This is a genomic window from Streptomyces sp. ISL-43 (assembly GCF_018614195.1).
Classification (GTDB): Bacteria; Actinomycetota; Actinomycetes; order Streptomycetales; family Streptomycetaceae; genus Streptomyces.
In genome coordinates this window covers 12,655-38,645 of record NZ_JAGGOT010000028.1, presented here as the reverse complement: position 1 = coordinate 38,645, position 25,991 = coordinate 12,655, and the positions used below count along the sequence as shown (strand labels likewise).

General features: G+C 72.3%; 27 protein-coding genes. 19 read left to right on the top strand and 8 right to left on the bottom strand.

Annotated elements, in window-relative coordinates:
* Positions 1–122: 122 nt before the first annotated feature.
* From J7F03_RS15390 to J7F03_RS15380, 3 genes are all read right to left on the bottom strand, one after another.
* Complete coding sequence (locus J7F03_RS15390; protein WP_214949800.1) at positions 123–920, bottom strand: DsbA family protein; 798 nt, start codon at positions 918–920, stop codon at positions 123–125.
* A 64-nt stretch (positions 921–984) separates the two neighbouring features.
* A complete protein-coding gene (locus tag J7F03_RS15385; RefSeq protein ID WP_214949798.1) occupies positions 985–1,680 on the bottom strand; it encodes a hypothetical protein in 696 nt (231 codons plus the stop codon).
* A 107-nt stretch (positions 1,681–1,787) separates the two neighbouring features.
* Positions 1,788–3,113 carry a DUF2252 domain-containing protein gene (locus tag J7F03_RS15380; protein WP_214949796.1) on the bottom strand — a complete coding sequence of 442 codons (1,326 nt, stop codon included), beginning with the start codon at positions 3,111–3,113 and terminating at the stop codon, positions 1,788–1,790.
* Between the two features lie 170 nt (positions 3,114–3,283).
* Between J7F03_RS15380 and dnaE the strand changes: the two genes are divergently transcribed.
* Positions 3,284–6,826, top strand: coding sequence for a DNA polymerase III subunit alpha (gene dnaE / locus J7F03_RS15375; protein WP_214949794.1), 3,543 nt, complete (start codon positions 3,284–3,286; stop codon positions 6,824–6,826).
* Between the two features lie 94 nt (positions 6,827–6,920).
* On the opposite strand, the gene J7F03_RS15370 is transcribed toward dnaE, so the two are convergent.
* Complete coding sequence (locus J7F03_RS15370) at positions 6,921–7,091, bottom strand: hypothetical protein (protein WP_214949792.1); 171 nt, start codon at positions 7,089–7,091, stop codon at positions 6,921–6,923.
* A 223-nt stretch (positions 7,092–7,314) separates the two neighbouring features.
* On the opposite strand from J7F03_RS15370, the gene J7F03_RS15365 reads away from it, so the two are divergent.
* Genes J7F03_RS15365 through J7F03_RS15350 form a run of 4 tightly spaced genes read left to right on the top strand, consistent with a single transcriptional unit; the run spans position 7,315 to position 11,327 of the window.
* Positions 7,315–8,667 carry an NYN domain-containing protein gene (locus tag J7F03_RS15365; RefSeq protein ID WP_308379558.1) on the top strand — a complete coding sequence of 451 codons (1,353 nt, stop codon included), beginning with the start codon at positions 7,315–7,317 and terminating at the stop codon, positions 8,665–8,667.
* Positions 8,668–8,695: 28 nt separating this feature from the next.
* Positions 8,696–9,736: an ABC transporter ATP-binding protein gene (locus J7F03_RS15360; RefSeq protein WP_214949790.1), complete on the top strand. Its 1,041-nt coding sequence runs from the start codon at positions 8,696–8,698 to the stop codon at positions 9,734–9,736.
* Positions 9,733–10,557 carry an ABC transporter permease gene (locus J7F03_RS15355; protein WP_214949788.1) on the top strand — a complete coding sequence of 275 codons (825 nt, stop codon included), beginning with the start codon at positions 9,733–9,735 and terminating at the stop codon, positions 10,555–10,557. Before J7F03_RS15360 ends, J7F03_RS15355 begins: the two co-directional genes overlap by 4 nt.
* Positions 10,558–10,607: 50 nt before the next feature.
* Entirely contained in the window at positions 10,608–11,327 is a 720-nt protein-coding gene (locus J7F03_RS15350; protein WP_308379556.1) for a hypothetical protein, read from the top strand.
* 18 nt (positions 11,328–11,345) lie between these two features.
* Here J7F03_RS15350 and ybaK read toward each other — a convergent pair whose 3' ends face one another.
* From ybaK to J7F03_RS15335, 3 genes are all read right to left on the bottom strand, one after another.
* Positions 11,346–11,834 carry a Cys-tRNA(Pro) deacylase gene (ybaK, locus tag J7F03_RS15345; RefSeq protein WP_214949786.1) on the bottom strand — a complete coding sequence of 163 codons (489 nt, stop codon included), beginning with the start codon at positions 11,832–11,834 and terminating at the stop codon, positions 11,346–11,348.
* Positions 11,835–11,844: 10 nt separating this feature from the next.
* A complete protein-coding gene (locus J7F03_RS15340) occupies positions 11,845–12,582 on the bottom strand; it encodes an LON peptidase substrate-binding domain-containing protein (RefSeq protein ID WP_214949784.1) in 738 nt (245 codons plus the stop codon).
* A 97-nt stretch (positions 12,583–12,679) separates the two neighbouring features.
* The gene (locus J7F03_RS15335; protein ID WP_214949782.1) at positions 12,680–14,281 is read right to left on the bottom strand and encodes an oxidoreductase; all 1,602 of its coding nucleotides are present in this window, start codon (positions 14,279–14,281) and stop codon (positions 12,680–12,682) included.
* Between the two features lie 147 nt (positions 14,282–14,428).
* Here J7F03_RS15335 and hisD point away from each other — a divergent pair, with 147 nt between their 5' ends.
* From hisD to J7F03_RS15290, 9 genes are read left to right on the top strand one after another with little or no spacing between them, the layout of a single operon-like run.
* A complete protein-coding gene (gene hisD, locus J7F03_RS15330) occupies positions 14,429–15,751 on the top strand; it encodes a histidinol dehydrogenase (RefSeq protein ID WP_214949779.1) in 1,323 nt (440 codons plus the stop codon).
* Positions 15,748–16,890, top strand: coding sequence for a histidinol-phosphate transaminase (locus tag J7F03_RS15325; RefSeq protein ID WP_251071964.1), 1,143 nt, complete (start codon positions 15,748–15,750; stop codon positions 16,888–16,890). Before hisD ends, J7F03_RS15325 begins: the two co-directional genes overlap by 4 nt.
* Complete coding sequence (gene hisB, locus J7F03_RS15320) at positions 16,887–17,480, top strand: imidazoleglycerol-phosphate dehydratase HisB (protein WP_214949778.1); 594 nt, start codon at positions 16,887–16,889, stop codon at positions 17,478–17,480. Before J7F03_RS15325 ends, hisB begins: the two co-directional genes overlap by 4 nt.
* A 1-nt stretch (position 17,481) precedes the next feature.
* Entirely contained in the window at positions 17,482–17,649 is a 168-nt protein-coding gene (locus J7F03_RS15315) for a hypothetical protein (RefSeq protein WP_214949777.1), read from the top strand.
* Positions 17,646–18,296, top strand: a complete 651-nt coding sequence (gene hisH, locus J7F03_RS15310; RefSeq protein WP_214949776.1) for an imidazole glycerol phosphate synthase subunit HisH — start codon at positions 17,646–17,648, stop codon at positions 18,294–18,296. The genes J7F03_RS15315 and hisH overlap by 4 nt, the downstream gene beginning before the upstream one ends.
* On the top strand, positions 18,296–19,030 hold the full coding sequence (priA, locus tag J7F03_RS15305) for a bifunctional 1-(5-phosphoribosyl)-5-((5-phosphoribosylamino)methylideneamino)imidazole-4-carboxamide isomerase/phosphoribosylanthranilate isomerase PriA (RefSeq protein ID WP_214949775.1): 735 nt from the start codon (positions 18,296–18,298) through the stop codon (positions 19,028–19,030). The genes hisH and priA overlap by 1 nt, the downstream gene beginning before the upstream one ends.
* Complete coding sequence (locus J7F03_RS15300; protein WP_214949774.1) at positions 19,027–19,443, top strand: RidA family protein; 417 nt, start codon at positions 19,027–19,029, stop codon at positions 19,441–19,443. The genes priA and J7F03_RS15300 overlap by 4 nt, the downstream gene beginning before the upstream one ends.
* Positions 19,440–20,195, top strand: coding sequence for an imidazole glycerol phosphate synthase subunit HisF (gene hisF / locus J7F03_RS15295; protein ID WP_214949773.1), 756 nt, complete (start codon positions 19,440–19,442; stop codon positions 20,193–20,195). Before J7F03_RS15300 ends, hisF begins: the two co-directional genes overlap by 4 nt.
* 19 nt (positions 20,196–20,214) lie before the next feature.
* Entirely contained in the window at positions 20,215–21,492 is a 1,278-nt protein-coding gene (locus J7F03_RS15290) for an MFS transporter (RefSeq protein ID WP_214949771.1), read from the top strand.
* Between the two features lie 69 nt (positions 21,493–21,561).
* Here J7F03_RS15290 and J7F03_RS15285 read toward each other — a convergent pair whose 3' ends face one another.
* Positions 21,562–22,194 carry a TIGR03085 family metal-binding protein gene (locus tag J7F03_RS15285; RefSeq protein WP_214949769.1) on the bottom strand — a complete coding sequence of 211 codons (633 nt, stop codon included), beginning with the start codon at positions 22,192–22,194 and terminating at the stop codon, positions 21,562–21,564.
* An 84-nt stretch (positions 22,195–22,278) separates the two neighbouring features.
* Between J7F03_RS15285 and hisI the strand changes: the two genes are divergently transcribed.
* The 5 genes from hisI (at position 22,279) to J7F03_RS15260 (ending at position 25,885) form a co-directional block, all read left to right on the top strand.
* Positions 22,279–22,668: a phosphoribosyl-AMP cyclohydrolase gene (gene hisI, locus J7F03_RS15280; RefSeq protein WP_214949767.1), complete on the top strand. Its 390-nt coding sequence runs from the start codon at positions 22,279–22,281 to the stop codon at positions 22,666–22,668.
* Between the two features lie 15 nt (positions 22,669–22,683).
* Positions 22,684–24,174 carry an anthranilate synthase component I gene (locus J7F03_RS15275; protein ID WP_214949766.1) on the top strand — a complete coding sequence of 497 codons (1,491 nt, stop codon included), beginning with the start codon at positions 22,684–22,686 and terminating at the stop codon, positions 24,172–24,174.
* A gap of 14 nt (positions 24,175–24,188) precedes the next feature.
* Positions 24,189–24,872, top strand: coding sequence for a TIGR02234 family membrane protein (locus J7F03_RS15270; protein WP_214949765.1), 684 nt, complete (start codon positions 24,189–24,191; stop codon positions 24,870–24,872).
* Positions 24,873–25,014: 142 nt separating this feature from the next.
* Positions 25,015–25,266: an HGxxPAAW family protein gene (locus J7F03_RS15265; protein WP_214949764.1), complete on the top strand. Its 252-nt coding sequence runs from the start codon at positions 25,015–25,017 to the stop codon at positions 25,264–25,266.
* Positions 25,267–25,318: 52 nt separating this feature from the next.
* Positions 25,319–25,885 carry a DUF2752 domain-containing protein gene (locus J7F03_RS15260; RefSeq protein WP_214949763.1) on the top strand — a complete coding sequence of 189 codons (567 nt, stop codon included), beginning with the start codon at positions 25,319–25,321 and terminating at the stop codon, positions 25,883–25,885.
* The last annotated feature ends 106 nt before the right edge of the window (positions 25,886–25,991 follow it).

The window sequence follows — 25,991 nt, the reverse complement described above, 5'->3', positions numbered from 1 at the left end:
CTCCGGAACAGCCCTGGGAAAGCAACGGGCGGGCGAACTCCGAGAGTTCGCCCGCCCGTGCGGTTCGACCGGTGCGGTTCGGCCGATGGGTTTCGGCCTGTGGGCCGGCCGGTGGTGGCGCGTCAGCCCGCCAGAGCCTTGTCGACCGCCGCCGTGAACGCCTCGGGGGTCTGCGGCAGCGGGTCGATCTTCTTGCCGTCGATCTTCAGCGTCGGCGTACCCGTCACACCGCTCTTCTCGAAGGTCTTCGACATCTCCAGGGCCCAGCGGTTGTACGTGCCGTCCTCGACGGCCTTCTTGAACTCGGCGTTGTCCTTGAGCGCCGGAACCTGGTCCGCGATCGTCAGCAGGTAGTCGTCCTTGGCGAACTTGTCGTCCTTCTCCTGCGGGTGGTTCGCCGCGGAGTAGAGGGCCGTCTTGTACTCGAGGAAGGCCTCGGGGCTGACGTTGAGGGCCGCGCCCAGCGCGCTCAGGGCGTTCTTGGAGCCGCTGCCGGGGAAGCCCTTGTCGAGGAAGGTGGCGCCGACGTACTGGACCTTGTACTTGCCGGCGTCGAGGTCCTTCTTGACCTGCGGGCCGACGGACTGCTCGAAGGTCGCGCAGATCGGGCAGCGCGCGTCCTCGTACAGCTCCAGCGTCTTCTTGGCGTCGGCCTTGCCGACGATCACGGTCGTGCCGTTCTCGCCCGTGGTGTTCTTCGGCGCGACCAGGGCGGTGTCCTTGGCCTTGTCCCACTCGCCGGGCTCGTTCGCCCGCACGACCAGGTAGCCGACGCCGCCGACCAGGGCGAGGGCGGCCGCGACACCGCCGGCGACGAGCACCTGGCGGCGGGCCCTGGCCTTCTTGGCCTGCTTCTCGCGCTCGGCGCGCAGCTTCTCGCGGGCCGCAGCCTTGTTCGCCTGGCTGTTGCGTGCGCTCATGGTGATCTCCGTGGGGTGTGGCTTCGGAGGGAAGCCGGATGGAAGGGGGGACTGCCTGCGTACGTCAGGCGCGAGCGAGCGCGCCGTGTACGCGAGGGGGTCCCCGCCGTCCCACGGAATGTGCCGGGAAGCGGGTACGGGCCCGCGTGCCCGATGAAGCCGGGCCGGGCGCCCGCAGGGGCGCCGGGCCGAAGGCCGCCGCCACCCCGGCCGAGGCCAGCAGCACCGGCCGGAAGGCGCAGGCGGCCGCCGCGCCCAGCAGCCGGCCCAGCGCCCGCTCCCCGTGCCGCAGCCACACCGAGGCGAGCAGTCCGACGACGACGTGCGCGCCCAGCAGCAGCCAGGGCGTCCAGGGTTCGGTCGCGGCCAGGAGCAGCGCCGGGTCGGCGGCGGGCCCGCCCGCCTCGGCCAGCGGGCCGCCGACCGGCGGGCCGCCGCACAGGGCGGTCAGGCCCAGGGCGCGCAGCGGGCCCGAGACGGGCCCGCCGGAAGGCCCGTAGCAGAGGTGCTGGCCGGCGGTGAAGGCGGTGTCGGCGGCCAGCTCCAGCGGTACGAGCAGTCCGGCGATGGGGCCGAGGCCCCGTTCCCGCCCGGCCAGGGCGTAGGCGATCGCGAACACGGCGGCGAAGGCCCCGCCCACCAGGGCGGGTGGCAGCGGCGTCCGGGACATCAGGACGTGCGAGCCGGCCGAGAGCAGCACGACGAACGCGCTGAACAGCGCGGCCCGCAGCCCTCGTAGCCCTACCCCGGATATGTCCATCGCCGCGAGTGTGCCATGCGACCCTGTGGATGCGGGCCGCAGGTCCCGAATCGGACAGCGCCGGGAGCCGGGTACGAGGGGCGCCGGGGGCCGGGGACGGCCCGCGGCTACGGCATGATCCGCCCGTTGCGGAAGAGGTCCACGAAGATCTGGTGGTCGGCGCGCGCCCGGGCCCCGTACGCGTGGGCGAAGTCCACCAGCAGCTGCGCGAAGCCCTCCTCGTCGGCGGCGATGGCCGCGTCGATGGCCCGCTCGGTGGAGAAGGGCACCAACGTCTGGCCGCTCTGCTGCTCGTCCGCCGCACCGTGCATGGTCGCCGTCGCCCGGCCCAGGTCCGCGACCACGGCCGCGATCTCCTCCGGGTCGTCCAGGTCGGACCAGTCCAGGTCCACCGCGTACGGGGAGACCTCCGCCACGAGCTGCCCGGCCCCGTCCAGCTCCGTCCAGCCCAGCCACGGGTCGGCATGCGCCTGCAGGGCCCGCTGCGAGATCACCGTGCGGTGCCCCTCGTGCCGGAAGTACTCGCGCACCGCCCGGTCGGTGACGTGCCGGGACACGGCCGGGGTCTGCGCCTGCTTGAGGTAGATCACGACGTCGTTCTCCAAGGCGTCGCTGTGCCCCTCCAGCAGGATGTTGTACGAGGGCAGCCCCGCCGAGCCGATCCCGACGCCCCGGCGGCCCACCACGTCCTTGACGCGGTAGGAGTCCGGGCGGACCAGGGACTCGTCGGGGAGGGTCTCCAGGTACCCGTCGAAGGCGGCGAGCACCTTGTACCGGGTGGCCGCGTCCAGCTCTATGGTCCCGGCGCCGGGGGAGAAGCGGCGCTCGAACTCGCGGATCTCGGTCATCGAGTCGAGGAGCGAGAAGCGGGTGCGCCGGCGCGCGTCGCGCAGGGCGTCCAGCAGCGGCCCGTCGGCGGTGTCCAGGGTGAAGGAGGGGACCTCCTCGTTCTTGGCGCCGGTCGCCAGGGCGTGCACGCGCTCCCGGTAGGCGGCCGCGTAGGTCCGCACCAGCTCGCTGATCTGCTCGTCGCCGAGCGCCTTGGTGTAGCCGATCAGGGCGATGGAGGCCGCGAAGCGCTTGAGGTCCCAGGTGAAGGGGCCGACGTACGCCTCGTCGAAGTCGTTGACGTTGAAGACCAGCCGGCCGTTCGAGTCCATGTAGGTGCCGAAGTTCTCGGCGTGCAGATCGCCGTGGATCCACACCCGGCCGGTGCGCTCGTCCAGGTAGGGGCCGCCGTGGCGCTCGTGCTCCAGGTCGGCGTAGAAGAGGCAGGCCGTACCCCGGTAGAAGGCGAAGGCGGAGGCCGCCATCTTCCGGAATTTGACCTGGAAGGCGGCGGGGTCGGCGGTGAGCAGCTCACCGAACGCGATGTCGAACACGTCGAGTATCTGCTCGGCGCGCTGCTCGTCGGTCGTTTCGGGAACCGCCATGGCGGGTGCCTCCTGGTGGCGCTGGGTGGATCACGTTTTCGATCACGAGGGGTCGGACGTGCCGTTGGTCGTGCAACGCATGACCGTACCCGTCAGTGCCCGTGATCTGTCACCCGGGAGACGTAGGATTCAGAGCTGCCGCCCCTCTCTCCCCGCCGGAGGCCCCCACCGTGACCAAGACGCCGTTCACGCACCTGCACGTCCACACCCAGTACTCCCTGCTGGACGGTGCCGCGCGGCTCAAGGACATGTTCAACGCGTGCAACGAGATGGGCATGACGCACATCGCCATGTCCGACCACGGCAACCTGCACGGGGCCTACGACTTCTTCCACACGGCCCAGAAGGCCGGAATCACCCCGATCATCGGCATCGAGGCGTACGTCGCCCCCGAGTCCCGGCGCAACAAGCGGCGCATCCAGTGGGGCCAGCCCCACCAGAAGCGCGACGACGTCTCCGGTTCCGGTGGTTACACCCACAAGACGATCTGGGCGGCGAACGCCACCGGCCTGCACAACCTCTTCCGGCTGTCCTCCGACGCCTACGCCGAGGGCTGGCTCACGAAGTGGCCCCGCATGGACAAGGAGACCATCAGCAAGTGGTCGGAGGGTCTGATCGCCTCCACCGGCTGCCCCTCCGGCGAGCTCCAGACCCGGCTGCGCCTCGGCCAGTTCGACGAGGCCCTGAAGGCCGCCTCCGAGTACCAGGACATCTTCGGCAAGGGCCGGTACTTCCTGGAGCTGATGGACCACGGCATCGAGATCGAGCGCCGGGTCCGTGACGGCCTGCTGGAGATCGGCAAGAAGCTCGGCATCCCGCCGCTGGTGACCAACGACTCCCACTACACGTACGCGAGCGAGGCCGGCGCCCACGACGCCCTGCTCTGCATCCAGACCGGCAAGAACCTCTCGGACCCCGACCGCTTCCGCTTCGACGGCACCGGCTACTACCTGAAGTCCACGGAGGAGATGTACGCCATCGACTCCTCGGACGCCTGGCAGGAGGGCTGCGCCAACACCAAGCTGGTCGCGGAGCAGATCGACACCGAGGGCATGTTCACGTTCCGGAACCTGATGCCGAAGTTCGACATCCCGGACGGCTACACCGAGGTCACCTGGTTCCGCGAGGAGACCATGCGCGGCATGCACCGCCGCTACCCCGGAGGCATCCCGGACGACCGGATGAAGCAGGCCGAGTACGAGATGGACACGATCATCTCGATGGGCTTCCCCGGCTACTTCCTCGTGGTCGCCGACTTCATCATGTGGGCCAAGAACCAGGGCATCGCGGTGGGCCCGGGCCGAGGCTCCGCGGCCGGCTCGATCGTCGCCTACGCCATGGGCATCACCGACCTCGACCCGATCACCCACGGCCTGATCTTCGAGCGCTTCCTGAACCCCGAGCGCGTCTCCATGCCCGATGTCGACATCGACTTCGACGAGCGCAGGCGCGTCGAGGTGATCAGGTACGTGACCGAGAAGTACGGCGCCGACAAGGTCGCCATGATCGGCACGTACGGCACCATCAAGGCCAAGAACGCGATCAAGGACTCCGCGCGCGTCCTGGGCTACCCCTACGCCATGGGCGACCGCCTCACCAAGGCGATGCCCGCCGACGTCCTCGGCAAGGGCATCCCGCTCTCCGGCATCCTCGACCCGAAGCACCCGCGCTACGGCGAGGCCGGCGAGCTCCGGGGGATGTACGAGAACGAGCCGGACGTCAAGAAGGTCATCGACACCGCCCGCGGCGTGGAGGGCCTGGTCCGCCAGATGGGCGTGCACGCGGCCGGCGTGATCATGTCCAGCGAGACGATCACCGACCACGTACCGGTCTGGGTCCGCCACTCCGACGGCGTCACCATCACCCAGTGGGACTACCCGAGCTGCGAGTCGCTCGGCCTGCTGAAGATGGACTTCCTCGGCCTGCGCAACCTCACGATCATGGACGACGCCGTCAAGATGGTGAAGGCCAACAAGGGGATCGACATCGATCTCCTCGGCCTGCCGCTCGACGACCCCAAGACCTTCGAACTGCTCGGCCGAGGCGACACCCTCGGCGTCTTCCAGTTCGACGGCGGGCCCATGCGCTCCCTGCTGCGCCTGATGAAGCCCGACAACTTCGAGGACATCTCCGCCGTCTCGGCCCTGTACCGGCCGGGCCCGATGGGCATGAACTCGCACACGAACTACGCGCTGCGCAAGAACAAGCAGCAGGAGATCACCCCGATCCACCCGGAGCTGGAGGGGCCGCTCGAAGAGGTGCTCGCGGTCACCTACGGCCTGATCGTCTACCAGGAGCAGGTCCAGAAGGCCGCCCAGATCATCGCGGGGTACTCGCTCGGCGAGGCCGACATCCTGCGCCGCGTGATGGGCAAGAAGAAGCCCGAGGAACTGGCGAAGAACTTCGTCATCTTCGAGGCGGGCGCCAAGGACAAGGGCTTCAGCGACCAGGCGATCAAGGCGCTGTGGGACGTCCTGGTCCCCTTCGCCGGCTACGCCTTCAACAAGGCCCACTCGGCCGCGTACGGCCTGGTCTCCTACTGGACCGCCTACCTCAAGGCCAACTTCCCGGCCGAGTACATGGCCGGCCTGCTCACCTCGGTCAAGGACGACAAGGACAAGTCCGCGATCTACCTGAACGAGTGCCGCCGCATGGGCATCAAGGTGCTCCCGCCGAACGTGAACGAGTCGGAGCCCAACTTCGCCGCCCAGGGCGACGACGTGATCCTCTTCGGCCTCACCGCCGTGCGCAACGTCGGCCAGAACGTCGTCGAGTCGATCATCAAGACCAGGAAGGCCAAGGGGAAGTACTCCACCTTCCCCGACTTCCTGGACAAGGTCGAGGCCGTCGTCTGCAACAAGCGCACCGTCGAGTCCCTGATCAAGGCCGGCGCCTTCGACGAGATGGGCCACACCCGCAAGGGCCTGGTCGCCCACCACGAGCCGATGATCGACAACGTGGTCGCCGTCAAGCGCAAGGAGGCCGAGGGACAGTTCGACCTCTTCGGCGGAATGGGTGACGAGAGCGCGAGCGACGAGCCCGGCTTCGGCCTCGACGTCGAGTTCTCCGACGTCGAGTGGGAGAAGTCCTACCTGCTCGCCCAGGAGCGCGAGATGCTCGGCCTCTACGTCTCCGACCACCCGCTCTTCGGCCTGGAGCACGTCCTCTCCGACAAGACCGACGCCGGCATCTCCCAGCTCACCGGCGGCGAGCACTCCGACGGCGCCGTCGTCACCATCGGCGGCATCATCTCCGGCCTCCAGCGCAAGATGACCAAGCAGGGCAACGCCTGGGCCATCGCCACCGTGGAGGACCTGGCCGGCTCCATCGAGTGCATGTTCTTCCCGGCCACCTACCAGCTCGTCTCCACCCAGCTGGTCGAGGACACCGTCGTCTTCGTCAAGGGCCGCCTCGACAAGCGCGAGGACGTCCCCCGGCTGGTCGCGATGGAGATGATGGTCCCCGACCTGTCCTCCGCCGGGACCAACGCCCCCGTCGTCCTCACCATCCCGACCGTCAAGGTCACCCCGCCGATGGTGACCCGACTGGGCGAGATCCTGCGCCACCACCAGGGCAACAGCGAGGTGCGCATCAAGCTCCAGGGGCCGCGCACCACCACCGTGCTCCGCCTCGACAAGCACCGGGTCAAGCCCGACCCCGCCCTCTTCGGCGACCTCAAGGTGCTGCTCGGCCCGTCCTGCCTGGCCGGCTAGTACCGCCGTCCGTGCGCCTGCGCGTACGGACCCCCGCACGCGCGAGGGCCCGCCCCGGTCGACCGGGGCGGGCCCTCGCGCATGCGGGGAGGCCTCAGTTGTGGCCGAACTTCTTTTCCTTGCGCTTGCCTGCCATGTGCAGCGGGCTCGGCGCCGCCGACGGTGAGGGCGTGGGCGCCGATTCCATCGAGGTCTTCGCCGGATCCTGCGAAGCCGAGCGCTCTTGGGACTTGGCGGGCTGCTGGCGGTTCTTGTTCTTGGCCATGGGAAGCCTCCGTGGGGGTTGTAGGGGCCAGGGCCGCCTTCACACTCACACAACGCCGCATACGCCGCATTTTGGATCATTACCCCGCGTAGTCGGCGGCCCTCCCCGGGCGCCCGGGAGATCCGCCACGCCGATGATCGAGTTCCGGCCGTCAACGCCCTTGTGGTCGGGCAGACTCGGGGGACTCGCCGAGAAACACACCAGAGGACCCCCAGGGAAGAGGGTGGTACGCGTGGACCGCTGCGTCGTCCTGGTGGACGCCGGCTATCTGCTGGGCGCCGCCGCGAGCCTCCTCGCGGGGGAGCCCTCGCGCTCCCGGATCACCGTCGACCATGCCGCCCTCATCCAGGGCCTGCGCGAGCGCGCCGAGGCCGACACCGAGCAGCCGCTCCTGCGGATCTACTGGTTCGACGGGGCACCCGACCGGGTGCCCCAGCCCGAACACCGCCGGCTGCGCGTCATGCCCCGCGTCACCGTCCGGCTCGGCGCCCTGACCCGAAGCGACGGCCGCTGGGCCCAGAAGGGCGTCGACGCGGCCATGCACGCGGAGCTCACCGAGCTCGCCCGCAACCGCGCCTGCTCGGACGTCGTACTCGTCACGGGCGACGGAGACCTGCTGCCCGGGCTGATGTCCGCCAAGGAGCACGGGGTCGCCGTCCACCTGTGGGCCGTCCAGGCCGCCGACGGCGACTACAACCAGTCCGAGGACCTCGTCGCCGAAGCCGACGAACGCCGCGTCCTGGACCGCACCTGGATCACCCGCGCCGTCCGCGCCCGCGACCTCACCGGACTGTGCGCCCCGCCGCCGGCCCCGCGCCCCGAGATCGCCGCCATCCTCTCCGCCCCGCTGCCCGAGGCCGCGCTCGCCGAGGCCGCGCGCGGCAACGGCAACGGAAACCGCCCCCCGGCGCCCGTGGAGCCCGAGGAGGGCGGCGTACCCGCCGCGGCATCGCCCGCCGCCGCCAACGGCAAGACCGTCCCGACCCCGAAGGACCTCGCCGGCGCCCTGCGCGCCCCCGGCGCCACCGGGCCCGCGCCCACGGCGGCCCAGGCCCTCGGGTCCGCCCCGGCCGGCAGCGCCCTGCGCTGGTCCTCCGACAAGGGCTGGATCGACCGTGCCGGGCCGCTCGGCGAGCCCGCCGAGACCGCCTCGCTGCCCACCCTCGCCCAGCTCACCTCCGCCGAGCAGCGCTGGGCGGACCGCGAGGAGGACATCACCACCGTCGGCGGCGACCCGTTCGAGGTCGGCCAGGTGTTCGCCCGGCGCTGGATGGAACGCCTCCCGGAGACCGTGCACCTGCAGAAGCTCGCCACGATGTACCCGCGGATCCCGCACCGGATCGACGGGGAGCTGCTGCGCTACGCCGCCCGGTTCGGGCTCCTCGCCCACAAGGACGACCAGATCGACGAGCACGACCGCTACGCCATCCGGGCCGGTTTCTGGCGCGAGATCGACGTGCGGGCGGCCGCCGAACACGTGGCCGCCTCCGGTGCGGCTTCCGCCCATGTCCCGGCGCCCTCCGCGGCCCCGACGGCCCCGGCCGGGGTGGCCCCGACGGCCCCGGCAGCCGAGTAGGAGCCGGAACCCCGTAGGCTGCTCCCTCGTGAGTACGGGCACAGCACAAGCTGATACGGGCACGGCAGCGGCCGCGGGAGCGGCCCCCGACGTGGTCTGCGCGGTGCGTGACCTGGTCAAGACGTACCCCGCGGTCCGGGGACGGCGCGGGGCCCCCTCTCTGCCCGAGACCCGCGCGACCGACGGGATCTCCCTGGACGTGCGGCGCGGCGAGATTTTCGGCCTGCTCGGCCCCAACGGCGCCGGCAAGTCCACCCTGGTCCGCCAGCTCACCGGGCTGATGCGGCCGGACTCGGGCTCGGTGACCCTGCTCGGCCACGACCTCGTACGCCACCCCGAGCGGGCGGCCCGGCTGCTGTCCTACCTCGGACAGGAGTCCACCGCACTCGACGAGCTCACGGTGTCGCTGGCCGCCGAGACCACGGGCCGGCTGCGCGGACTGGGCCTGCGGGCCGCGCGGGCCGCACGGGACTGCGTACTGGAGGAGCTCGGACTGACCGAGATCGCCGGGCGGCCCCTGAAGAAGCTCTCCGGCGGACAGCGGCGCCTCGCGTGCTTCGCCGCCGCGCTGGTGGGGGAGCGGCCCGTGCTCGTCCTCGACGAGCCCACGACCGGCATGGACCCGGTGGCCCGGCGGGCCGTCTGGACCGCCGTCGACCGCCGCCGCGCCGAGACCGGGGCCACCGTGCTGCTGGTCACCCACAACGTCATCGAGGCCGAGACCGTCCTCGACCGGGTCGCCGTCATCGACCAGGGCCGGGTCATCGCCTGCGACACCCCGGCCGGGCTCAAGGCCGAGGTCTCCGGCGAGGTCCGCCTGGAACTCGTCTGGCGCACCGCGCCGCCGCTGGAGATCCCCGAGGTCGCCGCGCTGGCCGCGTCGGCCACCGGATCGGGGCGGCGCTGGGTGCTGCGGCTCGGACCGGACGAGGCGCGGACGGCGGTGGCCGCCGTGACCGGCGGCCCGGCCTTCGCCGCCCTCGACGACTTCACGCTGGCGACGCCGAGCCTGGAGGACGTGTACCTCGCACTGGGCGGGCGTACGTCGAAGGGACTGGTGAAGGCGTGAGCTCCACTGCCACGGGCGCTGCCCCGGCCACGGCCACGGCCACGGCCGCCGGCGCGGCCGCCGCCGTGGGCGTACTGGCTCCGCGCGCCCGGTTCTTCCCGGCCCTCGCCGCCGTCTACCGGGCGCAGCTGTCCCGGGCCCGGGTCTCGCGGATCCCGCTTCTCTTCGTGGCCACCTTCCAGTCCGTCGGGATCATGATCCTGATGCGGGGAGTGGTCGACGGGGGCTCCGAGGCGCGGGCCGTCGTCGCCGGCTCCTCCGTGCTGGTCGTCGCCTTCGTCGCGCTGAACCTGCTCGCGCAGTACTTCGGACAGCTCAGGGCGAGCGGCGGGCTCGACCACTACGCCACCCTGCCGGTGCCGCCCGCGTCGGTCGTGCTGGGCGCGGCGGCCGCGTACGCCTCCTTCACGCTGCCCGGCACGCTGGTCACGGCCGCCTTCGGGTGCGTGCTGTTCGGGCTGCCCATGAGCGGACTGTGGATCCTGGCGGCCGTCGTGCCGCTGGCCGGGGCCGCGCTCGCCGGTCTCGGCGCGGCGCTGGGACTGCTCGCGCCGAGGCAGGAGCTGGCCACGCTCGCCGGACAGCTCGGCATGTCCGCCGCGCTGCTGCTGGGCGTACTGCCGCCCGAGCGGATGCCGGACGTCATCGTGTGGGCGCGGGACCTGCTGCCGTCCACATACGGCGTGGAGGCCTTCGCCCGCACCTTCGAACCGCACCCGGACTGGGCGGCGGTCCTCCTCGACCTCGGCGTGTGCGCGGCGGTCGGCGTACTGTCCCTGGCCGTGGCAACCTGGGCGTACCGGCGGGCGGCGGTCCGCTGACGCCGGGGGCGCCCGGCCCCCACGCGTTCGAGAACTGGCACGATGTGGGGGTGACCGAAGCCGTGACCCCTTATGACAAGGCCGACCAGCCGCCGCTGCCGTCGCCCTCGCCTTTCCCCGAGCCTTCGCCCGAGCCCGTCGTCTCCCCGGCCGACGTCCGTGACGGCGCCGCCATCACCCTCGTCGTGGGCGTGGCCGGTGTGCTGCTCGGGGTGCTGTGGGCGTGGCTGGCGCCGCGCGTGCAGTACGTCTCGAACGGCGAGGCGGTGTTCCTGCGGAACACCGAGAGCGAGGCCCGCATAGGGGCGGACGGAACGTTCTTCCTGCTGTCGGCCGGTCTCGGCGTACTGAGCGCCGTGGCGGTCTTCCTGTGGCGCAGGGCGGGGGGAGTCCCGCAGGTGGTCGGGCTCGTGGTCGGGTCCGCCTTCGCCGCGCTGGTGGGCTGGCGGGTCGGCTTGTGGCTGGGCCCCTCCTCGGACCTGGCGGCGGTCGCCCGGCGGGCGGGCAAGGGAGTCCCCTTCGACGCCCCGCTGGAACTGATGGCGCACGGGACGCTGCTCGTCTGGCCGATGGCCGCGGTGATCGTCCACCTGGCGCTGACGGCCCTGTGGGGCCCGCGCGACCCGGCGCCGGCGCCGGCCTGGCCCGCCGCGGGGTACTACGCCGCGCCCGGGACCGCGCCCGACGCCACGGGCTCCGCCACGAGCTCCGGACCCGGCTTCCCGGCCCCGGCGGCGGACCCGTCCGCCGAGGAGCCCCCGCGCCCCTGACCCGATGGACCCGGGTTCCTACACGCGGGCGATCGGGGCCAGCGAGGCCGCCGTCAGGCCGGTGAGGTCCGAGGGCGCGAGTTCGACCTCCAGGCCGCGCCGGCCCGCCGACACACAGATCGTCGGGAACTCCGCGGCCGAGGCGTCCAGGACCGTGCGCAGCCGCTTGCGCTGGCCCAGCGGGGAGATCCCGCCCAGCACGTAGCCCGTGGTGCGCTCCGCCAGGGCCGGGTCGGCCATCGCCGCCCGCTTGCCGCCGACGGCGGAGGCCAGGGCCTTCAGGTCGAGGCTGCCCGAGACCGGCACCACCGCCACCACGAGCGAGCCGTCCACATCGGCCAGCAGCGTCTTGAAGACCCGCGAGGCCGAGACCCCGAGGGCCTGCGCGGCCTCCTCGCCGTAGGACGGGTGCGCCGGGTCGTGGTCGTAGGCGTGGACGGTGAAATCGGCGCCGGCCGCCGTCAGGGCCACGATCGCCGGGGTGCCCGCCGGCTTCTTCCTCGCCATCGGTACTCCGTCAGTTCGGGCTCGTCGGGGCGCGGGTCAGGTCCACGGCCGGGAGCGACGGGAGATGGCGGATCACCGCCGTCTCCGCGCGCAGCAGCTTCAGCTCCTCCGCGAGGCGGGTCGCCGTGTCCGGGGCCTGGAGCAGGCGCTGCTTCGCCGGGATGTCCAGCACCGCCGCCGCCGCGACCAGGTACGAGACCACGGACGGCTCGTCGGGCAGGTCCATGCTGGTCAGGGACCGCTCGCGGGCCCCCGCCAGGCGCTTTTGATAGTTCCGGAACGCCCGCAGCACGCCCTCGGCCAGTGCGCCCGCGCCGTCGCCCGCGTCCTCCGGGAGCTCCTCCAGCTCCGCCACCAGGAACGGACCGGAGGCGTCGACCGACAGCAGGCGGACCCGGACCGTGCCGGTCGCCATCACCTCGAAGCTGCCGTCCTCGCGTTCCCGGATCGAGGCCGCGTCCGCGATGCAGCCCACCCGGTGGAAGGCCTGGACCGGGTCCGCGCCGAAGCCCGCGGCCGGGCCGCGCTCGGGCAGGGACGTCTGGTCCGGCAGACCGGGCGCGGTCGGGGCGACCTCCCGGCCGTCGCGGATCGCGACGACCGCGAAACGGCGCGGCTCGTCCTCGCCCGCTGTCAGCAGCTCGCGCATCATGGCGCGATAACGCTCCTCGAAGATGTTCAGCGGGAGGACGAGTCCCGGGAACAGCACCGAGTTCAGCGGGAAGAGTGGCAGGCGAACGGTGGTCACGTGGCACAGGGTAGTGGCCGCGGCGCTCGGGGGTGTCCCAGGGATCAGAGCGGGCCCGGCCTGATCCCTGGGACACCCCCGACGTCACCCCCGACCGTCACCCCCGCCTCAGCAGCCGGGACGCGCCCGCCGCCACCGTCGTGGCCAGGATCCAGCCCACGACGACCAGCCCCGCCACGCCCCACTGCCAGCCGCCCGTCAGCTTCCACTGGTCCTGCTGGCCGAGGTCGATCACCGGAAGCAGCAGGTCCAGGGCGTACAGCGAGGGGTTCCAGACCGGATGCTCCTCCGCCTTGATCGGGTCGGGCTCGCCGTGCAGGTGGAAGAGCACGGCCCCCGCCGCCCACAGGACGGCCATCCACAGCGCCGCCCGCCCCGGCCGGTAGCCGTAGACCACCGTCCAGTCCTGGAGGTAGCCCCAGGCGCGCAGCGCCGGGGGCAGCGTCGTGCGCCGCCGGCGCTGCTTGGCCAGCAGCACCTCCCGGGCGTCCGCGTCCTCCCCCGAGGCGCGCAGCACGGCGGCGAGGCGCTCGTACGGTTCGGGGGAGTACTCCGGGGTGGCCGCCTCGACCCACTCCAGTCGGCGTGCCAGTGGGAAATGACCCCGGGGCGCGAGGCTCTCGTAGCCGAAACCCTCCATCGAGACCCGGCCCGGGCCGGGCCAGCTCGCGGAGGTGTCGACGAGTTTGACCACCCGGGCCCCCGACAGCACCACCCGCCCCAGCTCCGGCCGCTCGCCCACGAACCGCAGCTCCGGGGTGTGGATCCGGCGCAGCGAGACCTCCTGGTCGTCCGTGAGGGTGAACCTCGCCCCGTAGAAGTCGACGGCGTCGCCGAAGCGGCCGTCGTCCAGGCGCAGGCCGCCCCGGCACTCGAAGCGCTGCGCCCGCTGGCCCCGGGCGGGGGTCCGGCCGAAGCCGTACGGGGGAGTGGAGGAGTCGGAGTCGCCCTGCGCGTAGTCCAGCGCGATCGAGGTCAGGTACAGCGTGCGCTCGACGGTCAGCTGCGGGGCGTTGAGCGCGCGCCGCCCGTACGGGTTGCGCAGGCGGGCCCCGCGCAGGTTCATCGACACGCCGACCTTGGCGCCGCGCAGGCTCACCTCCCCGTACGTCTGCAGCAGCTCCCCCTGGAAGTCCTGCGCGACCGACAGCCCGTCGGCGGCCACGGCCCGCCCCTTGCTGTCGCGCTGCACCACCGCCTCGCTGATCAGCAGGTCCGTGCCGATCTGCGCGTCGGTCAGCCGGATGCCCCGCGCCACCCGGCAGCGCGGCAGGTGCAGGTCACCCTCGGTGTGCAGGCGGGCCGCGTCGAGCCGGGGTATCGCGCAGTTCACCAGGCGCAGGGTTCCGAAGCGGGTCTCGGAGAGCTGGATCTCGCCGTCGAAGCGGCAGGACTGGAGCTCCATGTACGGGGAGACCGTGCCCCCGGAGAGGTCGAGGCGGCCGGTGATCCGCACGCCGCGCAGTTTCAGCGAGGCCACCCGGCCCGGCACCGGGGCCGGCCCGTGGAGCAGCAGCAGCGCCACGACCTGCGCGCGGACGCTGCGCTCGGGCCCCCAGACCGTGTCGCCGTGCGGATCGTCGCGGTTCGCGGCGCGGGCGCTGAGGTCGCAGACGCTGCCCGTGCGGTAGGCGCTCCACATGCGCCGTTCGGGATCGGTGAGATCGGCCGGTTCCTCGCCCGCGCGTGCTTCGGCCATGGCGGTCCCCCTCCGCTGTCACGGCGGATGCCACCGCGTGTAGTACGAACGCTAAACGGCCTCTGTGGCATCCGGGAACGTCCGGGGCGTGTATCAGCCAGTGATACAGGCGAACGGTCGCGCGAGGCGGTCTGAGAGAATTGGCAGGTGATCTCTCGTATCGACCTGCGCGGTGACGCCCTCCCCGAGGGTGGCGCCCTGCGCGATCTGCTGCCCCGTGCCGAGTTCGACGTGGAAGCCGCCCTGGAGAAGGTGCGGCCCATCTGCGAGGACGTCCATCATCGTGGGACGGCGGCGCTGATCGAGTACGCGCAGAAGTTCGACGGGGTGAAGCTCGAGCAGGTCAGGGTGCCCGCGGAGGCCCTCAAGACCGCCCTCGACGAGCTCGACCCGGCTGTCCGCGCCGCCCTCGAGGAGTCGATCCGGCGCGCCCGGATCGTGCACCGCAACCAGCGCCGCACCGAGCACACCACCCAGGTGGTCCCCGGCGGCACGGTGACCGAGAAGTGGGTTCCGGTGGAGCGCGTGGGGCTGTACGCCCCGGGCGGCCGCTCGGTGTACCCGTCCTCCGTCGTCATGAACGTCGTACCGGCCCAGGAGGCGGGCGTCGGATCCATCGCGCTGGCGTCCCCGCCGCAGAAGGAATTCGACGGCCTGCCGCACCCGACGATCCTCGCCGCGTGCGCGCTGCTCGGCGTCGACGAGGTGTACGCGGCCGGCGGGGCCCAGGCCGTCGCGATGTTCGCGTACGGGACCGAGGAGTGCCTGCCCTCCAACATGGTGACCGGCCCCGGCAACATCTGGGTCGCCGCGGCCAAGCGCTACTTCACCGGCAAGATCGGCATCGACACCGAGGCCGGCCCGACGGAGATCGCGGTCCTCGCGGACTCCACGGCCGACCCGGTCCACGTCGCCGCCGACCTGATCAGCCAGGCCGAGCACGACCCGCTGGCCGCCGCCGTACTGGTGACGGACTCCGAGGAGCTCGCGGCGGCCGTCGAGAGGGAGCTGGAGCCGCAGGTCGCGGCCTCCAAGCACGTCGACGACCGGATCAAGCCCGCGCTGGCCGGCCGCCAGTCCGCGATCGTGCTGGTCGATTCCCTGGAGGACGGCCTCAAGGTCGTCGACGCGTACGGCGCCGAGCACCTGGAGATCCAGACGGCCGACGCTGCCGCCTGGGCCGCCCGCGTCCGCAACGCCGGCGCGATCTTCGTCGGGCCGTGGTCCCCGGTCTCGCTCGGCGACTACTGCGCCGGCTCCAACCACGTGCTGCCCACCGGCGGCTGCGCCTGCCACTCCTCCGGCCTGTCCGTGCAGTCCTTCCTGCGCGGCATCCACATCGTCGACTACACGCGCGACGCCCTCGCCGAGGTCACCCACCACGTGGTGACGCTGGCCGAAGCCGAGGACCTGCCCGCGCACGGCGCCGCCCTCAAGGCGCGCTTCGGATGGAAGGTCCCTCAGTCATGAGCGGCAGCATGAGCTCCGCCGCCGCCGCCGACGGCATCGGCATCGACGACCTCCCCATCCGGGACGAGCTGCGCGGCAAGACCCCGTACGGCGCCCCGCAGCTGGAGGTGCCCGTCCAGCTGAACACCAACGAGAACCCGTACGGGCTCCCCGAAGGGCTCGTCGCGCGCATCGCCGAGCGCGTCTCCGAGGCCGCCCGCACCCTCAACCGCTACCCCGACCGCGACGCGGTCGAGCTGCGCACCGAGCTGGCCGCCTACCTCACCCGTACCGGCAAGCACCCGGTCGCGCGGGAGAACGTATGGGCCGCCAACGGCTCCAACGAGGTCCTGCAGCAGCTGCTGCAGACCTTCGGCGGGCCCGGGCGCACCGCGATCGGCTTCGAGCCCTCGTACTCGATGCACGCGCTGATCGCGCGCGGCACCGGGACGGAGTGGATCTCCGGTCCGCGCCGCGAGGACTTCACCATCGATGTGGAGGCCGCCGAGCAGGCGATCGCCGCCCACAAGCCCAACGTCGTCTTCATCACCTCGCCCAACAACCCCACGGGTACCGCGGTCGGGGCGGAGACGGTCCTGGCCCTCTACGAGGCCGCGCAGGCGGCCGGGCCCTCCCTGGTCGTCGTCGACGAGGCCTACGTGGAGTTCAGCCACCGGGACTCGCTGCTCCCGCTGATCGAGGGCCGCCCGAACCTGGTGGTCTCCCGGACCATGTCCAAGGCCTTCGGCGCGGCCGGCCTGCGCCTGGGCTACCTGGCCGCGCACCCGGCCGTGGTCGACGCCGTACAGCTCGTACGCCTGCCGTACCACCTGTCGGCCGTCACCCAGGCGACCGCGCTGGCCGCCCTGGAGTACACCGACACCCTGCTCGGCTACGTCGAGCAGCTCAAGGCCGAGCGGGACCGCCTGGTCGCCGAGCTGCGGGGCATCGGCTTCGAGGTCACCGAGTCCGACTCGAACTTCGTGCAGTTCGGCCGGTTCGAGGACTCCCACACCGCTTGGCAGAAGATCCTCGACCAGGGCGTCCTGGTCCGGGACAACGGCGTACCGGGCTGGCTGCGGGTCACCGCCGGCACCCCGGCCGAGAACGACGCGTTCCTGGAAGCGGTTCGCGCACTGAAGAAGGAGCAGCACGCATGAGCCGCATCGGACGGGTCGAACGGACGACGAAGGAGACCTCGGTCCTCGTCGAGATAAACCTCGACGGCACCGGCAAGGTCGACGTCTCGACGGGCGTGGGCTTCTACGACCACATGCTCGACCAGCTCGGCCGCCACGGCCTCTTCGACCTCACGGTCAAGACCGAGGGCGACCTGCACATCGACAGCCACCACACCATCGAGGACAGCGCGCTCGCGCTCGGCGCCGCCTTCAAGCAGGCCCTCGGCGACAAGGTGGGCATCTACCGCTTCGGCAACTGCACCGTGCCGCTCGACGAGTCCCTCGCCCAGGTGACCGTCGACCTGTCCGGCCGCCCCTACCTCGTGCACACCGAGCCCGAGAACATGGCGCCGATGATCGGCTCGTACGACACGACGATGACCCGGCACATCTTCGAGTCCTTCGTCGCGCAGGCCCAGATCGCCCTGCACGTCCACGTCCCGTACGGGCGCAACGCCCACCACATCGTGGAGTGCCAGTTCAAGGCGCTGGCCCGGGCCCTGCGCTACGCCGCCGAGTTCGACACGCGCGCGGCAGGGATCCTGCCTTCCACGAAGGGCGCCCTCTAGCGTGAACGGGCTCAACACGATCCTGATCGTCCTCGGCCTCTTCCTGGCCGGCGGCGTCTACTCCTTCCAAAAGCAGCAGATGCCCAAGTCGGTCATCGTCCTTCTCGCCATCGGCTCCGTGATGTGTCTCGTCGCCGGAGTCCTGCGGATCCAGGGAATTTGGGAATGAGCGCAGCCAGCCCCACCAAGAAGGTCGTCGTCTTCGACTACGGCTTCGGCAACGTCCGCTCCGCGGAGCGCGCCCTCGCGCGCGCCGGCGCGGACGTGGAGATCACCCGCGACTACGACAAGGCCATGGACGCCGACGGACTCCTCGTCCCCGGTGTCGGCGCCTTCTCGGCCTGCATGAAGGGCCTCAAGGACGCCCGCGGCGACTGGATCATCGGCCGCCGGCTCTCCGGCGGCCGCCCGGTCATGGGCATCTGCGTCGGCATGCAGATCCTCTTCGAGCGCGGCATCGAGCACGGCGTGGAGACCGAGGGGCTCGACGAATGGCCCGGCACGGTCGGCCCGCTCAAGGCCCCGATCGTCCCCCACATGGGCTGGAACACCGTCGAGGCACCGGCCGACAGCCAGGCCTTCGCCGGCCTGGACGACGACGCCCGCTTCTACTTCGTGCACTCCTACGCGGCCCACGACTGGTCGCTGGAAGTCACCAACCCGCTGATCCGCGCCCCCAAGGTCACCTGGGCCACGCACGGCGAGCGGTTCGTCGCGGCAGTGGAGAACGGCGCCCTGTGGGCCACCCAGTTCCACCCCGAGAAGTCCGGGGACGCCGGCGCCCAGCTCCTCACCAACTGGATCGAGACCCTGTGATGACGACCTCGAAGAAGCTCGAGCTGCTCCCCGCGGTCGACGTCCGCGACGGCCAGGCCGTACGCCTCGTCCACGGCGTGTCCGGCAGCGAGACCTCTTACGGCTCCCCGCTCCAGGCCGCCCTCGCCTGGCAGGCCTCCGGCGCCGAATGGCTGCACCTGGTCGACCTCGACGCCGCCTTCGGCACCGGTGACAACCGCGCGCTCGTCGCCGAGATCACCGGCGCCATGGACATCAAGGTCGAGCTGTCCGGCGGCATCCGCGACGACGCCACGCTCGCCGCGGCCCTCGCCACCGGCTGCACCCGCGTCAACCTCGGCACCGCCGCCCTGGAGACCCCCGAGTGGGCCGCCAAGGCCATCGCCGAGCACGGCGACAAGATCGCGGTCGGCCTCGACGTACGCGGCACGACCCTCAAGGGCCGCGGCTGGACCAGCGAGGGCGGGGACCTCTACGAGACCCTCGCGCGCCTGGACTCCGAGGGCTGCGCCCGGTACGTCGTCACCGACATCGGCAAGGACGGCACCCTCACCGGCCCCAACCTGGAGCTGCTGAAGAACGTCTGCGCCGCCACCGACCGGCCCGTCGTCGCCTCCGGCGGCATCTCCTCCCTCGACGACCTGCGCGCGCTGGCCGCCCTGGTCGGGGCCGGCGTCGAGGGCGCGATCGTAGGCAAGGCCCTGTACGCCAAGGCGTTCACGCTCGAAGAAGCCCTGAAGGTGGTCTCCGCATGAGTTCCGAGACGAGTTCCACGACGAGCTCCGGCATCCGGCGCATCTCCTCCGGCGGCGCGTACGAGGACGTCCTCGGCTACTCGCGCGCCGTGCAGCTCCCCACCGGGCTGGTCCTGGTCTCCGGCTGCACCGGAGCCGACGCGGGCGGCCCGTACGACCAGACGGTCAAGGCCTTGGGCGTGGCCTTCAAGGCGCTGGAGCAGGCCGGGCTCGGCCCCGAGCACGTGGTCCGCACCCGGCTGTACCTCACGCACGCCCGGGACGTCGACGAGGTCGGCCGCGCCCACAAGGAGCTCTTCGACAAGATCCGCCCCGCCTCGACGCTGATCATCGTCAACGGGTTCGTCGACCCGAGCATGGTCGTCGAGGTGGAGGTCGAGGCCTTCGGCCCCGTCGCGGGAGGCTCCGCATGACCCTCGCCGTACGGGTGATCCCCTGTCTTGACGTCGACAACGGCCGGGTCGTCAAGGGCGTCAACTTCCAGAACCTGCGCGACGCCGGCGACCCGGTCGAGATGGCCAAGCTCTACGACGCCGAAGGCGCCGACGAGCTGACCTTCCTCGACATCACCGCGTCCTCCGGGAACCGGGAGACGACCTACGACGTGGTGCGCCGCACCGCCGAGCAGGTCTTCATCCCGCTGACCGTCGGCGGCGGCGTACGCACCGCCGACGACGTGGACAAGCTGCTGCGGGCCGGCGCCGACAAGGTCGGCGTGAACACCGCCGCCATCGCACGGCCCGAGCTCATCCAGGAGATCGCCGAGCGCTTCGGCCGGCAGGTGCTCGTCCTGTCCGTGGACGCGCGCCGCACGGCCTCCGGCTCGTTCGAGGTGACCACCCACGGCGGCCGGCGCAGCGCCGGCATCGACGCCGTCGAGTGGGCCCACCGGGCGGCCGAACTGGGCGCCGGGGAAATCCTGTTGAACTCGATGGACGCGGACGGTACCAAGGACGGCTACGACACCGAGATGATCGCGGCCGTGCGCAAGCACGTCACGGTCCCGGTGATCGCCTCGGGCGGCGCGGGCAAGCTCGCGCACTTCCCGCCGGCGATCGCGGCGGGCGCCGACGCGGTGCTCGCGGCGTCGGTGTTCCACTTCGGCGACCTGCGCATCGGTCAGGTCAAGGACGCGCTGCGCGAGGCGGGCCACCCGGTCCGCTGAGGTTCCACCTGGGGGCGGGTTGAACGGGAGAGGCAAGGGTGAGGGCGGGGGAGACCGCGGCGGCGGCAACGTCTGGCGGGACGCCAACGTGCTGCGCTGGCTGGCCGCCTACGGGTCGTCGCTCGTCGGGGACGGGGTCTACTTCCTCGCCCTCGGCTGGGCGGCGGCCCAGAGCGCCGGCCCGGCCGAGGTCGGCCTGGTCATGGCCGTCGGCGCGGTGCCGCGCGCACTGCTCATGCTGGGCGGCGGGGTCGTCGCCGACCGCTTCGGCCCGCGGCTGGTCGTCATCTCCTCGGACGCCGTGCGCTGCGCGGTGATCCTGGCGCTGGCCCTGCTGGCGGCCCTCACCTCCCCGGGCCTGTGGGCGCTGGTCCTGGTCGCACTGGTCTTCGGCGTCGTGGACGCGCTGTTCATGCCGGCCGTCGGGGCTCTGCCGCCGCGGATCGCGGCTCCGCGGCAGCTGGTACGGGTCCAGGGGCTGCGCAGCGTCGCCGAACGCGTCGGCCACACGGCCGGGCCGCCGGTGGCGGGCCTGGCGATGGGCCTCGGCGGGCCGGCGACGGCGTTCGGGGTGGCCTCGGCGCTGTTCGGGCTGTCGCTGGTGCTGCTGGTGGCGGTACGGATCTCCCCGCCTGCGGAATCCGTGGCTTCGGCGGGGACACCCCGGGGCGCCGGGACCGCCGAGACGCCTTGGCGACAGCTCAGGTCGGGTCTCGGGTACATCCGCCGGCACGGGCTGATAGGGCCGCTGGTCCTGTCCGGGGCGCTGAGCCAGCTCGGCACGTCCGCGCCGATGACGCTGGGGCTGATCCTGGTCGCGGGGGAGCGGGGCTGGGGCCCGGGCGGGGTCGGCTGGATCGTCGGCGGGATGGGCGTGGGCGCGGCGGCGAGCGCGCTGCTGCTGACCCTGATTCCGCGCTTCCCCCGGGCCGGGGCGGTCCAGAACCTCACCCTGATCGCCGGCTCGGCGGGCATCGGCGGGCTGGTCCTGGCGCCGAGCCTGCCCGTCGCGGTCGCGCTGGCCGTGCTGACGGGGCTGGTCTGCGGGATCTGCGGGGGCCTGGCGGTCGCTCTCATCCAGACGGCCACGGATCCCTCGTACCTGGGCCGGGTCAGCTCGGTGATGGCCTTCACGGCGGTCGGGCTGGCGCCGCTGGCGTATCCGCTCTTCGGCTTCGCGGCGGGCCTGTGGGGGGTCACGCCGGTCTTCCTGGCGGGCGCCGCGGTGAGCATGGCCGGTGCGATCGTCGGGACGTCGGCCCCCGCGGTCCGCCGCGCGGAGCTGGCCTTCGCCTGAGGCGCTTTCCTCTTGAGGCGTCCCTCGCGCGGCTCGGTCCCGGCGGGCCTTACCGGCTTCGGGCGCGGGTCAAATGCCCAGCTTCGCCACCGTGAGCTTCGCGACGGCCTCCTTCGGGCCGTCCAGTTCCACCGCGGCAGCGGCCTGGCGGCCGAAGCAGAACAGCGTCAGCTCGCCCGGCTCGCCGGTCACCGTCACCACCGGCGCGCCCTTGTGGGCCACGGCCGTCTGGCCGTTCGGGCGGCGCAGGACCAGGCCCACCGGGGAGCGGCGGCCCGTCAGGCGGGCCAATTTCTCCAGGCGGGCCCACAAGGAGTCGGAGAAGACCGGGTCCAGCGTCCGCGGGGACCAGTCCGGCTGCGCGCGGCGGACGTCCTCGGAGTGGACGAAGAACTCCACCGCGTTCGTCACTTCGTCGATCTGCTTCACCGAGTACAGCGACATCTTCGGCGGCCCGGTGCGGATCAGCTGGATGAGCTCCTCGTACGGCTTGGCCCCGTACTCCTCCATCGCCTTGTCCAGGCGGGTCTTCAGGACGTTCAGCAGAAGCCCGCCCGCCGCGTCCGGGCGGCGCTCCCGGACCACCACGTGCGCGGCGAGCTCGCGCGTCCGCCAGCCGTCGCACAGCGTCGGCGCCTCCGGACCCGCGGACTCCAACAGATCGGCCAGCAGCAGTCGTTCACGCTTCGCATGGGTAGACATGGAGGCAAGCCTACGGCTGGAACCCGCCCCGTGCCTGCTCATCAGGCGGACAGGGATCCATGATCGTCCCCCCGGCGCGGCACAATGGCGTCCATGAGTACGTCCTCCCTCGATCCCGCCATCGCCGCCCGCCTCAAGCGCTCCGCGGACGGTCTGGTCCCGGCCATCGCCCAGCAGTACGACACCGGTGAGGTGCTCATGCTCGGCTGGATGGACGACGAGGCCCTTCATCGCACCCTGACCACCGGCCGCTGCACGTACTGGTCGCGCAGCCGTCAGGAGTACTGGGTGAAGGGTGATACTTCCGGCCACTTCCAGCACGTGAAGTCCGTCGCCCTCGACTGCGACGCCGACACCGTGCTCGTTCAGGTGGACCAGGTCGGGGCGGCCTGCCACACCGGTGCCCGTACGTGTTTCGATGCCGACGTCCTGCCCCTGGCCGGTTCCACCGGCCCCACCGCCGAAGCCGAATAGGTAAGGTGCCACGCAATGGATCTTGAGACGTTCCGCAAGCTCGCGGCCGACCGCCGCGTCATCCCCGTGAGCCGCAAGCTGCTGGCGGACGGGGACACGCCCGTCGGGCTCTACCGCAAGCTGGCCGCCGAACGTCCTGGGACGTTTCTGCTGGAGTCCGCGGAGAACGGCCGCTCCTGGTCGCGCTACTCCTTCGTCGGCGTCCGCAGCGCCTCGACCCTGACCGTCCGGGACGGCCAGGCGCACTGGATCGGCACCCCGCCCGTCGGCGTCCCCACCTCCGGCGACCCCCTGGAGGCCCTGCGGCAGACCGTGGAGGCCCTGCACACCCCGCGCGACCTGGCCTCCGGGATGCCGCCGTTCACCGGCGGCATGGTCGGCTACCTCGGCTACGACATCGTGCGCCGCCTGGAGCGCATCGGCGAGCACACCGAGGACGACCTGCGGCTGCCCGAGCTGACGATGCTGCTCACCTCCGACCTGGCGGTCCTGGACCACTGGGACGGCACGGTCCTGCTCATCGCCAACGCGATCAACCACAACGACCTCGACGCGGGCGTGGACGAGGCGTACGCGGACGCCGTCACCCGCCTCGACGCGATGGAGGCCGACCTCGCGCGGCCGGCCCCGTACGCGCCGATGCCGCTGCCCGCCTCCGAGCTGCCGGAGTTCTCGGCCCTGTGGGGCGGCGAGAAGTACCAGGCCGCCGTCGAGGACGTGAAGGAGCGGATCCGGGCCGGCGAGGCCTTCCAAGTGGTGCCCTCGCAGCGCTTCGAGACCCCCTGCCGGGCCTCCGCGCTCGACGTCTACCGGGTGCTGCGGGCCACCAACCCGTCCCCGTACATGTACCTCTTCCGCTTCGAGAACGGCTTCGACGTGGTCGGGTCCAGCCCCGAGGCGCTGGTCAAGGTCGAGGACGGCCGGGCCATGGTCCACCCCATCGCCGGCACCCGGCACCGCGGCGCCACCCCGCAGCAGGACCACGAGCTCGCCGAGGAGCTGCTGGCCGACCCCAAGGAGCGCGCCGAGCACCTCATGCTCGTCGACCTGGGACGCAACGACCTGGGGCGGGTCTGCGAGCCGGGCTCCGTCGAGGTCGTCGACTTCATGAACATCGAGCGGTACTCGCACGTCATGCACATCGTCTCGACCGTGACGGGGCGCGTGGCCGAGGGCAAGACCGCCTTCGACGTCCTCACCGCCTGCTTCCCGGCCGGCACCCTGTCGGGCGCGCCCAAGCCGCGCGCCATGCAGATCATCGAGGAGCTGGAGCCCACGCGCCGCGGCCTGTACGGGGGATGCGTCGGCTACCTCGACTTCGCCGGGGACTCCGACACCGCCATCGCCATCCGCACCGCGCTGCTGCGCGACGGGAAGGCGTACGTCCAGGCGGGCGCCGGGGTCGTCGCGGATTCGGTGCCCGCGCTGGAGGACGCCGAGTGCCGCAACAAGGCCGCGGCGGTGCTGCGCGCGGTGGGAGCGGCGAACCGCCTCCACGGCGCCTGAGCCCGTAGGGGATAGTGGGGTACGTGAGTGCCGTACCCCCGCCCCGGACCGACAACGCCGACGCCGCCCCCGGGCCCGACCCCGAGGCCGGGCGAGAACAGGGCGGCGGCCGCCGCAGCGTGGCCGTCGCCCTGCTGCTCGGCACGCTCGGCGCCACCGTCGTCCTGCTCGCCTCCGGCCGCGTGTGGGCCCGGGGCGTCGCCGCCGTCGGCGGCGGATCGCTGCCGCTGAGCGTCGACGGGCGGGCCGTCACGGGCCTGCCGGCCGCGCTGGCCATCGTGGGCCTCGCCGCCCTGGTGGCCGTCTTCGCCGTCCGCGGCAAGAGCCGGCTGCTGGTGTCGGCGCTGCTCGCGCTGAGCGGCCTGGGCGCCGGGGCGGCCGCGCTGGTCAACGCCGACGGCCGCCGGGCTCTGGACGCGGAGGCGGCCCGTACGACGGCGGACACCGCCGCGCACGTGGCGGGCCTGACCCAGACGGCCTGGCCCTACGTGACGGCCGCCGCCGCGGCCCTGATCCTGGTGGCGGGGCTGCTGGCCCTGCGTTTCGGCCACGCCTGGCCCGCCATGGGCGGCCGCTACGAGCGCGACGGCGGCCCGCGGCCCCGCAAGGCGGCCGTGGTGGACCCGGACCGGCCCGAGGACTTGTGGAAGGCTCTGGACCGGGGCGAGGACCCGACCGGCCGGGACAAGGCCCTCTAGGGGCCGCCCAGGCCCGCCGGGAGCCCCACCGGGGCGGCCGGGCGGACCCCCGTTAACACCGCTGCCACCTGGTGCGGGACAATGACCATCGAGCGTTCGACACAGCACGTGCGACGTGCGACAGAGCAACGAGGAGCAACTCATGGCGGGCACTAGCCACGGACACACCCGGGCCGCCTGGACCGGTGTCATCATCGCCTTCATCGGTTTCTGCGTCTCCGGCGCCTTCATGGTGCTGGCGAACCCGTGGGGCTTCTGGGCCGGCCTCGTCGTCGTCGCGCTCGGCGGTGTCGTGGGCATGGCGATGAAGGCCGCGGGCATGGGTGCGCCGAAGGCCACCCGCACCGACCTCTCCGAGGTCATCGCCGCCAACCGCCTCGCCGCCAAGGTCTGAGCCGGACCGTAGGCACCGAAAGGCGCGGCCCTGTCGGGCTGCGCCTTTTGTCATGAGCGGAGAGAATCAGCGGGTGGACGCCTCTCGCACTCCCGAACTCGCGCCGTCCGCGCCGTCCGCGCCGTCCGCGCCATCCCCGGCGCCCCCGGCGCCCCCGGCGCCCGCGGAGCCCGCCGTGCCCGCGGTGACGCCCCGGGGCGGTCCCCCCGCCGTGCCCGCCTCCAGGGCCCGGCGCCTCGCCACCCCGGCGCTCACACTGGCCGCGGCCGCCGCGGCGCTCGCGTACGTGGGCACCGTGGACCCGAACGAGCCCGGCCACTATCCGGTCTGCCCGCTGTTCCGGCTGACCGGGGTCCTGTGCCCGGGATGCGGCGGGCTGCGCAGCGCACACGCGTTCGCCCACGGCGATCTCGCGACAGCTTTCGGGGCAAATGCCCTGGCGGTCGTCGGCTACTTCGTCTTCGCGGGCTTCATGGTCCTGTGGCTGGTTCGCGCCTATCGCGGCGGACCGGCCCCGAGGCTCGCGATGAGGCCGTTGTACTGGTGGGGGACCGGTGCGGTGGCGCTCGTCTTCTCGGTTGTCCGGAACCTGCCCGCAGGGTCGTTCCTGGCCCCCTGACCTGCAGGTGAAGGTCAGATTCCGTATGTCCACTTAATGGGACGCCGACCATCGCGTGCGGAGGGCGGGGCGTCCTGCGGATACCATTTGAAGTGCTGACCTTGCA

Excerpts from the sequence above, each read along its gene's own strand:
- hisH (WP_214949776.1), top strand. The coding sequence starts at position 17,646 with ATGAGCGCAGCCAGCCCCACCAAGAAGGTCGTCGTCTTCGACTACGGC.
- J7F03_RS15370 (WP_214949792.1), bottom strand. The coding sequence starts at position 7,091 with ATGGCCAAGAACAAGAACCGCCAGCAGCCCGCCAAGTCCCAAGAGCGC.
- hisB (WP_214949778.1), top strand. The coding sequence starts at position 16,887 with ATGAGCCGCATCGGACGGGTCGAACGGACGACGAAGGAGACCTCGGTC.
- J7F03_RS15390 (WP_214949800.1), bottom strand. The coding sequence starts at position 920 with ATGAGCGCACGCAACAGCCAGGCGAACAAGGCTGCGGCCCGCGAGAAG.
- J7F03_RS15325 (WP_251071964.1), top strand. The coding sequence starts at position 15,748 with ATGAGCGGCAGCATGAGCTCCGCCGCCGCCGCCGACGGCATCGGCATC.
- J7F03_RS15380 (WP_214949796.1), bottom strand. The coding sequence starts at position 3,113 with ATGGCGGTTCCCGAAACGACCGACGAGCAGCGCGCCGAGCAGATACTC.
- J7F03_RS15275 (WP_214949766.1), top strand. The coding sequence starts at position 22,684 with ATGGATCTTGAGACGTTCCGCAAGCTCGCGGCCGACCGCCGCGTCATC.
- J7F03_RS15265 (WP_214949764.1), top strand. The coding sequence starts at position 25,015 with ATGGCGGGCACTAGCCACGGACACACCCGGGCCGCCTGGACCGGTGTC.
- J7F03_RS15260 (WP_214949763.1), top strand. The coding sequence starts at position 25,319 with ATGAGCGGAGAGAATCAGCGGGTGGACGCCTCTCGCACTCCCGAACTC.
- hisI (WP_214949767.1), top strand. The coding sequence starts at position 22,279 with ATGGCGTCCATGAGTACGTCCTCCCTCGATCCCGCCATCGCCGCCCGC.
- priA (WP_214949775.1), top strand. The coding sequence starts at position 18,296 with ATGACGACCTCGAAGAAGCTCGAGCTGCTCCCCGCGGTCGACGTCCGC.
- J7F03_RS15300 (WP_214949774.1), top strand. The coding sequence starts at position 19,027 with ATGAGTTCCGAGACGAGTTCCACGACGAGCTCCGGCATCCGGCGCATC.
- J7F03_RS15335 (WP_214949782.1), bottom strand. The coding sequence starts at position 14,281 with ATGGCCGAAGCACGCGCGGGCGAGGAACCGGCCGATCTCACCGATCCC.
- J7F03_RS15285 (WP_214949769.1), bottom strand. The coding sequence starts at position 22,194 with ATGTCTACCCATGCGAAGCGTGAACGACTGCTGCTGGCCGATCTGTTG.
- ybaK (WP_214949786.1), bottom strand. The coding sequence starts at position 11,834 with ATGGCGAGGAAGAAGCCGGCGGGCACCCCGGCGATCGTGGCCCTGACG.
- J7F03_RS15385 (WP_214949798.1), bottom strand. The coding sequence starts at position 1,680 with ATGGACATATCCGGGGTAGGGCTACGAGGGCTGCGGGCCGCGCTGTTC.
- hisF (WP_214949773.1), top strand. The coding sequence starts at position 19,440 with ATGACCCTCGCCGTACGGGTGATCCCCTGTCTTGACGTCGACAACGGC.